This is a genomic window from Actinotignum stranguriae (assembly GCF_051265215.1).
GTDB classification, from domain to species: Bacteria; Actinomycetota; Actinomycetes; order Actinomycetales; family Actinomycetaceae; genus Actinotignum; species Actinotignum schaalii_C.
Window position 1 is genome coordinate 51,661 of record NZ_JBOZCJ010000009.1, and the last position, 12,733, is coordinate 64,393.

Below are 12,733 nucleotides of genomic sequence, written 5' to 3' on the forward strand. Positions count from 1 at the left end.
TATTGGTTAAAAACTCTTTCGTAGTTCCTTGCCACGATTTATTTGCCAGGTTTACTGTCCGTAGATGTTGGTATAGCGGTCATACAACCGATCAATATCCTCCCCCGCGATCACAACAGGCTCTCCCAAACTCCTAGCCACATGCACCGTCTTCGCTACTTCCTCAACCATCGCAGCAGCCTTCACCGCAGCCTCCGCTGTCACCCCGATAGTGAAAGGCCCATGATTCTGCATCAACACCGCAGGCGAACGCGAACCCTGGAGCGTCGCCACAATCCCACGCCCAATCGAATCATCACCAATAACTGCGAAAGGCCCAACCGGGACCGGACCCCCGAACTCATCAGCCATCATCGTCAACACACAAGGAATCTCTTCCCCACGCGCCGCCCACGCCGTCGCATACGTCGAATGCGTATGAACAATCCCCCCAACCTCGGGCATATGCGCATACACATAAGCATGAGCCGCGGTATCCGACGACGGCGCATAATCCCCCTCGACAAGGTTTCCTTCTAGATCACAGACAACCATTTTCTCCGGACTAAGCTCGTGATACCGCACCCCAGACGGCTTAATAACCAACAAATCATCCAGGCTTGGCTCCTCCCCCACAACGACTCTCTGGGACACATTCCCCGCCGTCCACACCACCAAATTCCAGCGAATCAACTCACCATGCAAATCACTAACAACCTTGCGGGTCACCGCGATTTTCTCTCTCACATCACTCGAAAACTGTTTCATGACAGGTCCCCTTCCTTATCAACCACCAGATCGTCCTCGCTTGCGGGCATCCAGGCCGGAAGATTACCTACCGCCGTGCCCACTATCGGCAAACCTTTCTCGTACAGGCCAAGGAACCTGGCAAAGCCTTCTACCTCAGCCCGCGCGGGTGCAATCGTGGAAGCAGTAGAAGAAGCAAATATTTCTTCGTCCAGGAAATCAGCAAGGTTCCCACCCCCACGCGCGGTAAACAAGGCCAGTAACGCCATCCCCCACGCACCACCCTCAGCCGCACCCTCACGCACAGTAATCGGGGTACCGGTCGCCGCGGCCAGCAGGCGTTGCATGACTAATTTCGTTCTGAACACTCCCCCATGAGCACACAAAACATCCAGCCCAGCATTCTCACCATCCAAAACCCGCAATCCTAGTGCCAGGGCAGCGAACGTGGAATACACCTGGGCACGCATGAAATTACCCAAAGTCAAGGCAGCTCCCGGGGAGCGGGTAACTACCGGGCGACCCTCATCCAACCTCACGATAGGTTCACCGGCCAGGTTATTAAAAGCGAGAACGCCCCCCGCGTCTGTTTCTCCTTCAAGTGCTGCACTCAAGACTGCTGCATACACGGCGTCGAGACTCGCATTCGGGGCATCGAGTTTGCGAGCGACCTGAGCGAACAACTCTACCCAGCGGGCCAGTTCATCAGCACCGTTATTACAATGCACCATCGCCACCGGATCACCCACCGGAGTAGTAACAGGATCAATCTCCGGGTGAGCAGAAGTAAGCGCTTGCTCAAGGACAGCCATCAAGAAAATAGACGTACCAACCGAAACATTCCCCGTGCGCGGGCGCACCGCGTTCGTTGCAACCATGCCCGTACCCGCATCCCCCTCCGGTGGAGCAAAACGAATACCAGGCTGGAGCACTCCAGACGGGTCAAGAAGCCGAGCACCCTCAGCAGTGAGCACACCGGCCACCTCACCGGCAACCAAAACACGTGGCAACAAGCCCGCTACATCAACACCGGTCGCGTCCTCAAACAAGCCCAAACACCGCCGGTCATAACCAGGCCTATCTGCCTTGCCTGCATCCTCGCTGCCGGTGATAGGAAACATTCCCGAAGCATCTCCAACACCCAATACTTTCTCACCAGTCAAGCGCCAATGCACATAACCCGCAAGCGTCGTCAAAAACGCAACCCGGTCAACATGTTCTTCCTTATCGAGGAGGGCTTGATAATAGTGAGAAATCGACCACCGCAACGGCACCGTCACACCGAAAAGACCCGTCAGCTTTTGTGCTGCCCGCCCCGTCGTGGTATCCCGCCAGGTCCGGAAAGGAACCAAGAGCTGATCGTTTTTATCAAAGGCGAGGTATCCATGCATCATCGCTGAAATACCAATAGCCACAAACCGCTGTGGCCGCACCCCAAATTTCCGCTCACACTCACCAGCAAGCATCGCGTAAGCACCCGCAATCCCCTCCCACACAGAAGCAAGCGGGTACGTCCAATGCCCATCCTTGAAATGGTTCTCCCAAGCAAAAACACCCTGCGCGATCTGACGCCCATCAGGCAACACAGCACACGCTTTAATCCTGGTAGAACCAAGCTCAATACCAAGCCCAACCTTGCCACCACGCAACAAGTCCTGGGTATCACGTTGTTCCATCACGCCACTCTCCTTCGAGTACGCAGTCGAGATTGTCTACGGATTTACTTCACACAAGTAAATCCAGCACGAGCCTATCCGGGGTGTCATCTATCTGCCACCACTGAATGTTATCGCTAACATCTTGCGGCTAGTCTAACGTCGCACACTCAAAAATAGCAAGGGCGATAATACTCTGGCGGCGATATAAACTGCATAAGTGCGATTACTCGCCATTCCATTGATCTTCGGACGTCACCCCGCCTGCCGGGGTGACAACGTAAGACACGACCAGTAATGGCGAATTCACCTATCAACATGCGAAGGAGAACCTCGTGGCTCAGATCAAACGGGCGCCATCAATGGCAGAAGTTGCCCAAATCGCGGGAGTCTCTCACCAAACCGTTTCCCGCGTGGTCAACGATTTCCCCGGGGTTCGCCCAGAAACACGCCAGCGCGTCCAGGACGCTATCACCACACTCGGCTACCGCAGGAACAACTCCGCACGCACTCTAGCCACCAACCAATCCTTCCTCATCGGGGTTATCGCCGTTGGCTCCTTCCTCTTCGGCCCCACCCACACCCTCGCCTCCCTCGAACAAGCCGCACGCCACCATGGCTACACCACACTGCTTGGCACCATCCGCACTGCCAACGAGAAGGAATTCGGCGAAGTCATCGACCAATTCCTCGAACGCTCAGTTGACGCCATTATTGTTATTGCCGCACGGGAATCCATGTCACGCTATGCCGAACAATTTGAGAACAACGTCCCCATCATCATGGTCGGCCCCGAAGTCGAAGGCACTGATTCACTATCAGCCTTGAGCGTTGATCAAAGCGGTGGCGCCCGGGCGGCTATCCGCCACCTGGCTCAGCTTGGCCACAACCACATCCTCCTCCTCAACGGCCCCGAGGACTGGACAGATGCCCAACTTCGGCGTCGCGCCGCGCTTTCGCAGGCAAGCGAACTCGGAGTGAAAATCCAGGAAACCGAAGGGGATTGGAGCGCCAAATCAGGCTTCCAAGCAGGAATCGCTCTCGCCACCCAAGAACCAGCAAACCGCCCCACCGCGGTCTTTTCCGCAAATGACGAGATGGCTCTAGGACTCCTGGCAGCCTTGCATAAATGTGGCATAAACGTCCCACGAGATATATCAGTGGTCGGATTCGATAACGTATCCGGAACAGAGTACTACACCCCGGCGCTCACTACAGTCGGCCAGGACTTCGCCACGCTCGGCCAACGCGTCATCGACGCAGTCCTGGACCTGATTTCCGGGAAAGAACCCGATGTTTCTCCGGTTCCCGCACGACTCATCGTGCGGGACTCCACTTCATCGGTAGTATCCCAGACGGACTAATCAATGCGAAACGGAGTCCGAATCAATACTGCTCGACGCGGACCGACGATAGCTAGCCTCCGTTACGCCAAAAGACCTTAAGCCCTTGACGAAGCATCCCCTACTCTCTTAGGCTGAAACCAGCGTAGACGTTAGCGCTAACATTCTGCATTCCTCTCGCCATAAGACATGAGCGGGACGTAGGGAGACTGCGTAGTCTCGGAGGGACTGTTATGACTACAGATAAAAAGATTTCTGGACGCTTCATTTATTTCTTCGGAGCATTCGGCGGGATTCTCTTTGGATATGACATAGGCGTTATGACCGGCGCTTTGCCATTCCTCCTTACAGATTGGGAACTGGCCGATTCCGCTTCTATCGTGGGATGGATTACCTCCGGCGTTATGTTTGGTGCCATTTTTGGTGGAGCTTTGGCCGGTCAACTTTCAGATCGATTTGGCCGCCGCAATATGATTCTCGCCGCTGCCGTTATCTTCTGTGTGGGCTCAATCCTCTGCGGTATCGCACCGGATGAAGGCGCCGTTTACCTCATCATCATGCGGATTCTCTTGGGACTCGCGGTCGGCGCGGCCTCCGCACTTGTCCCGGCATACATGTCCGAGCTCGCCCCGGCTAAATTGCGCGGCAATCTCTCAGGATTGAACCAGACGATGATCGTTTCTGGAATGCTCCTGTCCTACATCGTGGATTACTTACTCAAGGGGCTGGAACACTCTCTCGCCTGGCGGCTTATGCTCACCGCGGCAGCAGTCCCCGCAGTCATCCTTTTCTTCGGTGTCTTACGCCTTCCCGAATCGCCCCGCTTCCTTGTCCGCCGCGGAAAAATCGAAGAAGCACGGCAAGTCCTTAGCTACGTTCGCAACGCCGACGAAATCGACGCGGAAATTGAGCAAATCAAGAATACCGCAACCATCGAAAGCGCTAATGCAGCAGCTTCGAGCTGGGGAACGCTATTCAGCTCGCGTTATCGTTACCTCGTCATGGCCGGCGTTGGTGTCGCGGCGTTCCAGCAGTTCCAAGGTGCCAATGCGATCTTCTACTACATTCCGCTCATTGTCGAAGAAGCTACGGGAGTGGCCGCTTCTGATGCGTTAATGTGGGCAATCGTGCAAGGCGTGATCTTGGTCGCCGGTTCCCTGGTATTCATCGCCATCGCGGAGCGGTTTAACCGCCGTACCCTTCTCACGCTGGGTGGCACGCTCATGGCGCTCTCGTTCATCATGCCGGCCGTCATTAACTGGATCGCGCCAGGTGCGCATCCCATGATCATCGTCGCGTTCCTGAGCTTGTACGTTGCGTTCTATTCATTTACCTGGGCGCCGTTGACCTGGGTTCTCGTCGGCGAGATCTTCCCCTTGGCCGTGCGCGGCCGGGCATCCGGACTAGCTTCTTCCTTCAACTGGATCGGATCTTTTGTCGTTGGTCTCATCTTCCCGATTATGACCGCCAAGATGGCGCAGGAATATGTGTTCCTCGTCTTTGGAATTATCTGCGTCTTTGGTGTTCTCTTCGTGCGATTCTGCGTCCCCGAGACCCGTGGTAAGTCGCTCGAAGAGATCGAAAATGAATCAACAGTCCAGCACAGCCGCTAAATTTGCCTGTGTAAAACCGCCTGCCTAGCAGTGAGACTAATCTCACCCATACTGGCAGTAGAACTACGATACTCAGTTTCGGGTCTTAGAACTTCGCTCTTACAGCGAAGTTCTAAGAGCCGATTCTGTGTTTATTATATGTTTGTCAACCGCCACCAACAGCCACTTGCAAGCTATCTGTTACCCGTGCGTTTTGTATTGTTCCTGCGCTCCTCACTCCGCCCTAGCCAGGCGAAACACCCGATGCCAAGGAACCACAGCGGGAGGGTGTAGAGAATATAGCGGGAGCCATTATCGAAGAAAAACAACACAAAATCCGCGATGCTCGCGAGCGCGATGGCCAGGATTCCCACCCAGGTCAATACGCCGCCGCGATCTTTCTTCTTACGCTTCGCCATCAGGGCTCCTCTCTGCGCAGATAGGGCTCACAAGCAGCCCCAGAAACGGCATCTCCGCCATCCACTACCTGCGATACAACTCAGGCTCGTTTCGACTGCTTAGTACCAAACATTCAAAACGAGCCTGAACTCTGGGGTGGCCAACGGGGCTTGAACCCGCGACCTCCTGGACCACAACCAGGTGCTCTGCCAGCTGAGCTATGGCCACCATTTCGGCGAAAGAACGCCGATAAACAACTATAGCCGGTCACCGCGCGCAAAGACAATTCCGCGGCGGTGATAGCGGCCACGTTGTGAGCCGGATCGGCGCGCCGCCCGGCTGCGCCGTCGTACCTCAGTCGCGTTTATTAGCGGGAGCGAAAGCTGCGCCGTCGTGCTACAACCGCGCCGCCCGTGACCGAACTACCAGGCCGTGCGCACCGCAATCGCGTCCGCGAAACGGTTGAGGTGACTCTCATCCAGCGACAGGTACAGCGAGCCGTCGATAAGGGAAATCTCCATAACGTAAAACTCGTTCGGGTCCCCCGGAGCGGCCGGCACGATGTCCACGCGGTTGAAGAGCAGCAGGTGGTCACGCCCGGTATGCTCGCGAATGAGCCCGTGCAGCACATTGCGCACCCGCTCACCCCAACGCCATTCCGATTCGCGCGCCTCTGAAACAGAGACGACTTCTTCCTGGATTTGATCCGCGCTACGGAAACGCGGGTGGAGCAGCGGAGCCTTTTCCACCCGGTAGGAAGCCAGGCCGTTGAGGAAGATCAGTGAAACCTCACCGGTGCGGTCAATATTCTCCAGGTAGCGCTGCACCATGACGCTGCGGCCCTTCGCAAGCTCGTGCTGCGCATGCAGAATCGCCTGGGAGCGCGAAGCCGGATCGGTGGCGGTATAACGCCCCGTACCGCGCCCACCCGAAGACACCGCGGGCTTGACCACGAAATCACCGTGCGCTGGGAAACGGGTATGAACCTGGTGTTTCGTGAGGTTTTCCTCTGGTTCCAGCCAGGTAGTGGGAATGGTGGGCAAACCCGCCGCTTCCAATTCCCGCAGGTAATGCTTATCGGAATTCCACGCCATAATATCGGCGTGGTTGAGAATCCGCGGAACTGAGCGGGCCCACGAAATGAAGGCCTGCGGATCGCGCCCGTAATCACGAACTGAGCGGACAACGACAACTCCGGCGTCGTTCCAGTCGTAATCGGGATCGTTCCACGCTACAACGCGCGGTTCGATATGGCGCTCACGCAGGGCATCGGGCAGACCGGCCTCGTCCACGTCGAGCTTCGGTAAGTCTTTGCTCGTTGCAAGAGTAACAATGGGATCAGACACACTCTTACTCTACCCCGGCTAGTCTTATGGCGTGGCGATCCTTGACTCTTCCCCGTTACTAACAATTTTCGTTGTGGTGGCCCTCGGCTCCATTCTCGGTGCGATTCCGCTGGGTCGGATACGTATCGGCGCGGCCGGCGCACTCTTTGTGGGTTTGGCCATGTCCGCGCGCTTCCCCGAGCTCGGGGCTGGTATGGACGTGGTGCAGTCCCTCGGGCTCGCGCTTTTCGTCTACACCGTGGGTATCGCTTCGGGCGCGGCGTTTTTCGCGCAGCTGCGCCGCAATCTCTCCTTGCTTTTAGCTTCTGTGGTAGTGGTTTTCCTCGCCGCGGGCACCGCCCTGGTGATGGGCATTCTTTTCGGCATCGAACGGCCGTTTTTAGCGGGCCTTTTCACAGGTGCGACGACGGCGGCACCGGCTCTCGCCACCGCCACCCGACTCACAGACGGCTCCACGCAGCCCGCCATCGGGTATGCCTTCGGGTATCCCCTGGCTGTCATTATCGGCATTATCCTGGTTTCCCTCATCGTGGGCCGTGCTTGGCCGGGACTGCGCGATACTCCTTCTCTGGCCGGGACACTGCTCGATCCGCGCACCATCACCGTGGAACACCCCATGAACCTGCGCGATATCCCCGAATGGGCCGACGGCCGGGTACGCGTCTCGTATTTGCGACGCGGCGGGCGGGTACGAGTGGCACTGCCCGGTGAGGATCTTGAGGTAGGGGACGACGTCGTTGTTGTTGGTCTGGCGGCGGATGTGGAGGCGGCAGCCGCGCACCTCGGGCACTTGCGAAATGACCATCTGGCTGATGATCGCAGCCACGTGGATTTCAACCGCCTGGTGGTTTCTAACCCGGATGTGGCGGCGCGCTCCATCGGGGAACTCAATCTGCCCGCCAAATACGGCGCGGTGGTGACCCGGGTACGGCGCGGGGACCTGGAGCTGCTGGCCCGCGACGATTTTATTCTGGAGCCGGGCGACCGGGTGACCGTGGTGGCCCCGCGCGAACGCTGGGATGCCATAGCTGATCTTTTCGGGGATTCCGAACGTTCAATTTCGGAGATCGACGTGCTGAGTTTATCGGTGGGCATGGTGGCCGGGCTGCTCCTCGGTTTCGTTACCTTCCCGCTGCCCGGCGGCCAGGTATTCCAGCTGGGTACCGCGGCCGGCCCGCTGATCGCGGGAATGTTCTTGGGCGCGGCGCGGCGCACCGGACCTTTTGTGTGGGCCATGCCGGAGGCGGCAAATCTGACGATGCGCCAACTGGGACTCACCCTGTTTTTAGCTGCCCTGGGGCTGACGGCCGGGCCCGGCTTCGCGCAGATTGTGCTTTCTCCGCAGGCGGTGGGCGCAGCGGTGACGGTCTGCGTGATCACGCTGGTCTCCTGCGCGGCGTTGCTGGTGGCGGGCGCCTGGGTACTCCGACTTTCTGCACCCCGTACCGCCGGTGCAATCGCCGGTTTCCTGGGCCAGCCGGCGGTCCTGGACGCGGCTACCTCTCGGGTGGGCGACGAGCGCATTGATAATGCCTACGCAACGCTCTTCGCTTTCTCGATAGTGGTGAAGATTTTCCTGGTGCCGGCGGTACTGGTGCTCTAGCAAACCGGAGCACCGCGGTGGCGACCGACAGGCAAACGTGAGCCGCGGCGTGGAAACGAGTGGGCGGGCCGGGCGGCGGCGTCGTACCGCAGCTAAAGTAGGGAAGAAGATTCGGAACCGTTTCCGGAACGTACAGGAAGTGAGGCGTGACATGCGCGATATGATGCGCAAGACGACGGCGGGCGCAGCGGCGCTGTTTCTGGCGGGAGCGGGGGCGCTCCTGCTAGGCGGATGCGATGCCGCTGAGACGACCGAGGCCGGGAGTTTTATGCGGCAGGCGGGGGCGTCGATGTATGTGGTGAGCGTGGACGGACGCGAGCTGATCTCCAAGGTGGTGGATTGCAGCGGCGGAGAATCCCAAGTGATGACCGGCACTTTCGAACCCGCTAACAACCTCGTCACCTGGAAGGATGTTGATGGTAAGAAGATCGGAACTTCGGTAGCGCATTTCGCTGAGGACGGGAAGAGTATCACGCTGGCCGATGAGGCCACCCCGAATGCCGGTGCCACCTACGTGCGCGAAGGCACGCCGGAAGCCGAGCTCATGGCGCGCGGGCAAAAGAGCGAGTGCGCGCCGAAGTAATACTACGCGCGCATAAAAACGGGGCCCTTCTCTATTGAGAGGAGCCCCGCTTCACTATTAAATTGGTTTACTTCTCAGCGGAGTCAGTTTCCGTGGCGCGCTTGCCTGAACCAATCTGAACCTTGCGACCCTGCGACCCCGCGGTGGTCTTCACCGTGACAGTGAGCACGCCATCGCTGAGATTTGCATCCACCGTGGTGGTATCCACCGCCTGATCGAAGCCCAGGCTGCGGGAGACGGACCGCGTGCGCGTACCGCCCTCGATTTCTTCTTCCTGCGAAGCCTTGAGGGTAATGTGATCCGGGTAAACGTTGAGGTCAATATCTTCCGCAGCGAAACCGGGAACATCGAAGAGGACTTCGTAGCCATCTTCAGTTTGCTTGAGCTGCGAACGGTATTGCAGCGCAAGATCCTCCAGATCGGAACGCCGCCCGTTCACCACCCGAGTGGGAACGGCAAAAAATCCATCAAAGGGGCTGAGGAACCGGTCCACCGCGTTAGACACCGTGCGATCAATATCGTATGCCATGGTCAATCCTTCTTTCACTTCTATGAACGACGACGCCGCGCGCCTTTCGGCGCCCGGGCCTATCGCCCTGACATCAATCCCAACCCCCACAGGCTTATCTTTGTTCCGCTCATATGTAATTGTTCACTCTAGGCTCAATAGTAGTTGAGTCAATAGCACTCAGCTTTGGAGAGCGTAGATATCGCAAGCCTGCGAATGTATGGCACAGCGATCATCGCACCGCACATCACTGACCGCGGCGAACATCGCGAATGAAAGCACCGAAGAACAGCAGTCCCGCGGCGGCCAGGGCAGCCCCCAATCCAGTGTAGAAAAAGGCAATGAAGAAGTCGGGCAGCACTCCGCTGATGCGCAGGCCAATTCCGCCACCCATCATGATGGCCATAACAAGGTAGGAGCGCAGATCAAAGAAATGCCACAAGGGTCGCGCTGGCCGGGGATGGGAGCGAATGCGCCGAATATGCTTCCCGGCAACCTTGGTGAACATTGCCCCAAAGGCGGCAAAAACGAGCGGGGGCAGCAGGCAGATCCACGGCGCACCCACGGTAGAACCCGCAAAACTCTCCACTCCAATGCGCGCGACATTCACTCCCGCCAGGCACCACACCCCGCCCGCGACCGCAATCAAGCCACTCTTAGAAATCTGAAAATAGGGACAGTCACTCATCAATACTCCTCCACTTAGTCCACCCTCAAGAATAACGCGACAGGTGTCGCTTAGATGGTTATCGGGTAGATCCGCAATTTCGCCCTGTGCGTAGCAGGAACAGGCTTCTAACACGGCCTGCTCAGATGCATTGGATGGAGGTAGACGGAGTATTGTACCCCGGGTAGAATGTGCCCGTAGCCAATTTTGGCATGAAAAAGCTCCGCAGCCGAAGCTGCGGAGCGGATTGTACACCGCCTGGGACTCGAACCCAGAACCCACTGATTAAGAGTCAGTTGCTCTGCCAATTGAGCTAGCGGTGCTCGTTATTCTTTTATGTTCGCCGCCCGCGGCGACGAATAGATACTTTACCCAGGGTTACCACCCAGCGCAAGTTCAGAAGCCTACCTGATGCTGTTTCCTCCCTCACACCACCTTCCCAACTACCGCATAGGCGCGAGATGCCGCGCTTTTCGCCGTCCTACCAACGGTATCCCGCGCGATTGCGGCAACCCTTAACCCGGAGATTAAGGGTCTATGGGCACTTGCCCGGCGCGACATCGCACCCTCCCCGTTTCCGCGCCCCTGCACCACCCTCGCTCACGCAGGGAAGAGACCAGCTTGGTGACGGTAACCGTCTGCCCCGCGGAATTACCCCCGCTCGCGCGGGGAAGAGTCACCGATGGCGACCTAGGCCAGTGGACGGTAGGAATTACCCCCGCTCGTGCGGGGAAGAGCCATCGAACCAGACACCACCAGCCGCGTAATCGGAATTACCCCCGCTCGTGCGGGGAAGAGTTTCATCCACCCACTTGGCGGTTACATCGCCGGGAATTACCCCCGCTCGTGCGGGGAAGAGCTCAGGATTTTCTGAGGTAGCTCCTTCACCCAGGAATTACCCCCGCTCGTGCGGGGAAGAGCTGATCTGCTGGATACCACACCGGCCGCGCTGGGAATTACCCCCGCTCGTGCGGGGAAGAGTGAGCCGTTCTTTCCCGCCCTTGCCATGCACGAGAATTACCCCCGCTCGTGCGGGGAAGAGGCAGCGGCGCGATACACCCGCCCCTCATCGGTAGAATTACCCCCGCTCGTGCGGGGAAGAGCGCTGGAACTTTCCAGCACGTCATATACTTCCGGAATTACCCCCGCTCGTGCGGGGAAGAGACCGCCGCAGCGCGATCATCGATTACGCGGGCGGAATTACCCCCGCTCGTGCGGGGAAGAGTTCATCCGGCTTCCGCGGGCCACGGGCTCAATTGAATTACCCCCGCTCGTGCGGGGAAGAGAGAAAGCGGGAAGAAAGCCGGGGATGCCATCGGGAATTACCCCCGCTCGTGCGGGGAAGAGGCCGGGGGTGCCACGTGGGAAGTCCAAATCTTGGAATTACCCCCGCTCGTGCGGGGAAGAGTCAAAGGCACCCGCGCGGCCCTCGCGGCCCTCGGAATTACCCCCGCTCGTGCGGGGAAGAGGCTTGCCGGCGGCGCTGGTGGAGTCACCAAATGGAATTACCCCCGCTCGTGCGGGGAAGAGGCGCGCATGGAAAGGGCGGTAAAGATAGGATCAGAATTACCCCCGCTCGTGCGGGGAAGAGAACGCAGCGTTGAAACTCATACCCATTTCCGCGGAATTACCCCCGCTCGTGCGGGGAAGAGACTCTGGATAAGAATCGCGCGGTCGCGGCTCAGGAATTACCCCCGCTCGTGCGGGGAAGAGTCCTCCCATTTTATTTCTTTCATTTTCCACTCAGAATTACCCCCGCTCGTGCGGGGAAGAGTCGGGATGACGGGCGGCTTCCGGATCCGGATTGGAATTACCCCCGCTCGTGCGGGGAAGAGCATATTGCGCGGCTTCTTCGTCAGTAATCGCGGGAATTACCCCCGCTCGTGCGGGGAAGAGTAGCGGGCCTCTAGGCGCGATGCGCGCTCGCCGGAATTACCCCCGCTCGTGCGGGGAAGAGTACACACACCTTGACTATACGGCGCTACTACTGGAATTACCCCCGCTCGTGCGGGGAAGAGCCATACTGGCACCGTTATCATGCCTCGGGGTGGGAATTACCCCCGCTCGTGCGGGGAAGAGGTCCCTAGCGCACCAGCAATCGCGCAAAGGTGGGAATTACCCCCGCTCGTGCGGGGAAGAGTCCCCGTCTACACGGAAGACATTCTGGCGGCTGGAATTACCCCCGCTCGTGCGGGGAAGAGCGCACAATAGCGGGCGGCTCTTTGATTAGCTCAGAATTACCCCCGCTCGTGCGGGGAAGAGCGCACAATAGCGGGCGGCTCTTTGATTAGCTCAGAATTACCCCCGCTCG

General features: G+C 58.4%; 10 protein-coding genes, 2 tRNA genes and 1 CRISPR repeat array. Of the genes, 4 read left to right on the forward strand and 8 right to left on the reverse strand.

The window, feature by feature from the left end:
• Positions 1 to 51: 51 nt before the first annotated feature.
• Both ACRQEG_RS04735 and ACRQEG_RS04740 read right to left on the reverse strand, forming a co-directional pair.
• Entirely contained in the window at positions 52 to 747 is a 696-nt protein-coding gene (locus ACRQEG_RS04735; RefSeq protein WP_320755947.1) for an L-ribulose-5-phosphate 4-epimerase, read from the reverse strand.
• Positions 744 to 2,402 (reverse strand): xylulokinase, encoded by a 1,659-nt coding sequence (locus tag ACRQEG_RS04740; protein WP_320755955.1) that lies wholly within the window; start codon positions 2,400 to 2,402, stop codon positions 744 to 746. Before ACRQEG_RS04740 ends, ACRQEG_RS04735 begins: the two co-directional genes overlap by 4 nt.
• Positions 2,403 to 2,716: 314 nt before the next feature.
• Between ACRQEG_RS04740 and ACRQEG_RS04745 the strand changes: the two genes are divergently transcribed.
• Complete coding sequence (locus ACRQEG_RS04745; RefSeq protein WP_320755948.1) at positions 2,717 to 3,745, forward strand: LacI family DNA-binding transcriptional regulator; 1,029 nt, start codon at positions 2,717 to 2,719, stop codon at positions 3,743 to 3,745.
• Between the two features lie 212 nt (positions 3,746 to 3,957).
• Positions 3,958 to 5,337 (forward strand): sugar porter family MFS transporter, encoded by a 1,380-nt coding sequence (locus tag ACRQEG_RS04750; protein ID WP_320755949.1) that lies wholly within the window; start codon positions 3,958 to 3,960, stop codon positions 5,335 to 5,337.
• A 173-nt stretch (positions 5,338 to 5,510) separates the two neighbouring features.
• Here the strand turns inward: ACRQEG_RS04750 and ACRQEG_RS04755 are convergent, their stop codons facing one another.
• The 3 genes from ACRQEG_RS04755 to ACRQEG_RS04765 form a co-directional block, all read right to left on the reverse strand.
• Positions 5,511 to 5,735, reverse strand: coding sequence for a hypothetical protein (locus ACRQEG_RS04755; RefSeq protein WP_320755950.1), 225 nt, complete (start codon positions 5,733 to 5,735; stop codon positions 5,511 to 5,513).
• A gap of 132 nt (positions 5,736 to 5,867) precedes the next feature.
• A tRNA-His gene (locus ACRQEG_RS04760) sits at positions 5,868 to 5,943 on the reverse strand.
• 194 nt (positions 5,944 to 6,137) lie between these two features.
• Positions 6,138 to 7,061, reverse strand: a complete 924-nt coding sequence (locus ACRQEG_RS04765; protein WP_320755951.1) for an ATP-grasp domain-containing protein — start codon at positions 7,059 to 7,061, stop codon at positions 6,138 to 6,140.
• A gap of 31 nt (positions 7,062 to 7,092) precedes the next feature.
• On the opposite strand from ACRQEG_RS04765, the gene ACRQEG_RS04770 reads away from it, so the two are divergent.
• Entirely contained in the window at positions 7,093 to 8,664 is a 1,572-nt protein-coding gene (locus ACRQEG_RS04770; RefSeq protein ID WP_320757856.1) for an aspartate:alanine exchanger family transporter, read from the forward strand.
• Between the two features lie 151 nt (positions 8,665 to 8,815).
• Positions 8,816 to 9,247 carry a hypothetical protein gene (locus ACRQEG_RS04775; RefSeq protein WP_320757857.1) on the forward strand — a complete coding sequence of 144 codons (432 nt, stop codon included), beginning with the start codon at positions 8,816 to 8,818 and terminating at the stop codon, positions 9,245 to 9,247.
• A 67-nt stretch (positions 9,248 to 9,314) separates the two neighbouring features.
• Here ACRQEG_RS04775 and ACRQEG_RS04780 read toward each other — a convergent pair whose 3' ends face one another.
• The 3 genes from ACRQEG_RS04780 to ACRQEG_RS04790 all read right to left on the reverse strand — a co-directional run bounded on the left by ACRQEG_RS04780 (position 9,315) and on the right by ACRQEG_RS04790 (position 10,745).
• Positions 9,315 to 9,776 (reverse strand): Hsp20/alpha crystallin family protein, encoded by a 462-nt coding sequence (locus tag ACRQEG_RS04780; RefSeq protein ID WP_320757858.1) that lies wholly within the window; start codon positions 9,774 to 9,776, stop codon positions 9,315 to 9,317.
• Positions 9,777 to 10,002: 226 nt separating this feature from the next.
• On the reverse strand, positions 10,003 to 10,443 hold the full coding sequence (locus tag ACRQEG_RS04785; RefSeq protein WP_320757859.1) for a hypothetical protein: 441 nt from the start codon (positions 10,441 to 10,443) through the stop codon (positions 10,003 to 10,005).
• A gap of 229 nt (positions 10,444 to 10,672) precedes the next feature.
• Positions 10,673 to 10,745, reverse strand: a tRNA-Lys gene (locus ACRQEG_RS04790).
• Between the two features lie 324 nt (positions 10,746 to 11,069).
• Positions 11,070 to 12,684: direct repeats of the CRISPR family, unit length 29 nt; unit sequence GGAATTACCCCCGCTCGTGCGGGGAAGAG.
• The last annotated feature ends 49 nt before the right edge of the window (positions 12,685 to 12,733 follow it).

What these genes read in the sequence shown, in the direction of transcription:
- ACRQEG_RS04750 (WP_320755949.1), top strand. Translation starts at nt 3,958, where the DNA reads ATGACTACAGATAAAAAGATTTCTGGACGCTTCATTTATTTCTTCGGA.
- ACRQEG_RS04775 (WP_320757857.1), top strand. Translation starts at nt 8,816, where the DNA reads ATGCGCGATATGATGCGCAAGACGACGGCGGGCGCAGCGGCGCTGTTT.
- ACRQEG_RS04785 (WP_320757859.1), bottom strand. Translation starts at nt 10,443, where the DNA reads ATGAGTGACTGTCCCTATTTTCAGATTTCTAAGAGTGGCTTGATTGCG.
- ACRQEG_RS04735 (WP_320755947.1), bottom strand. Translation starts at nt 747, where the DNA reads ATGAAACAGTTTTCGAGTGATGTGAGAGAGAAAATCGCGGTGACCCGC.
- ACRQEG_RS04755 (WP_320755950.1), bottom strand. Translation starts at nt 5,735, where the DNA reads ATGGCGAAGCGTAAGAAGAAAGATCGCGGCGGCGTATTGACCTGGGTG.
- ACRQEG_RS04780 (WP_320757858.1), bottom strand. Translation starts at nt 9,776, where the DNA reads ATGGCATACGATATTGATCGCACGGTGTCTAACGCGGTGGACCGGTTC.
- ACRQEG_RS04740 (WP_320755955.1), bottom strand. Translation starts at nt 2,402, where the DNA reads ATGGAACAACGTGATACCCAGGACTTGTTGCGTGGTGGCAAGGTTGGG.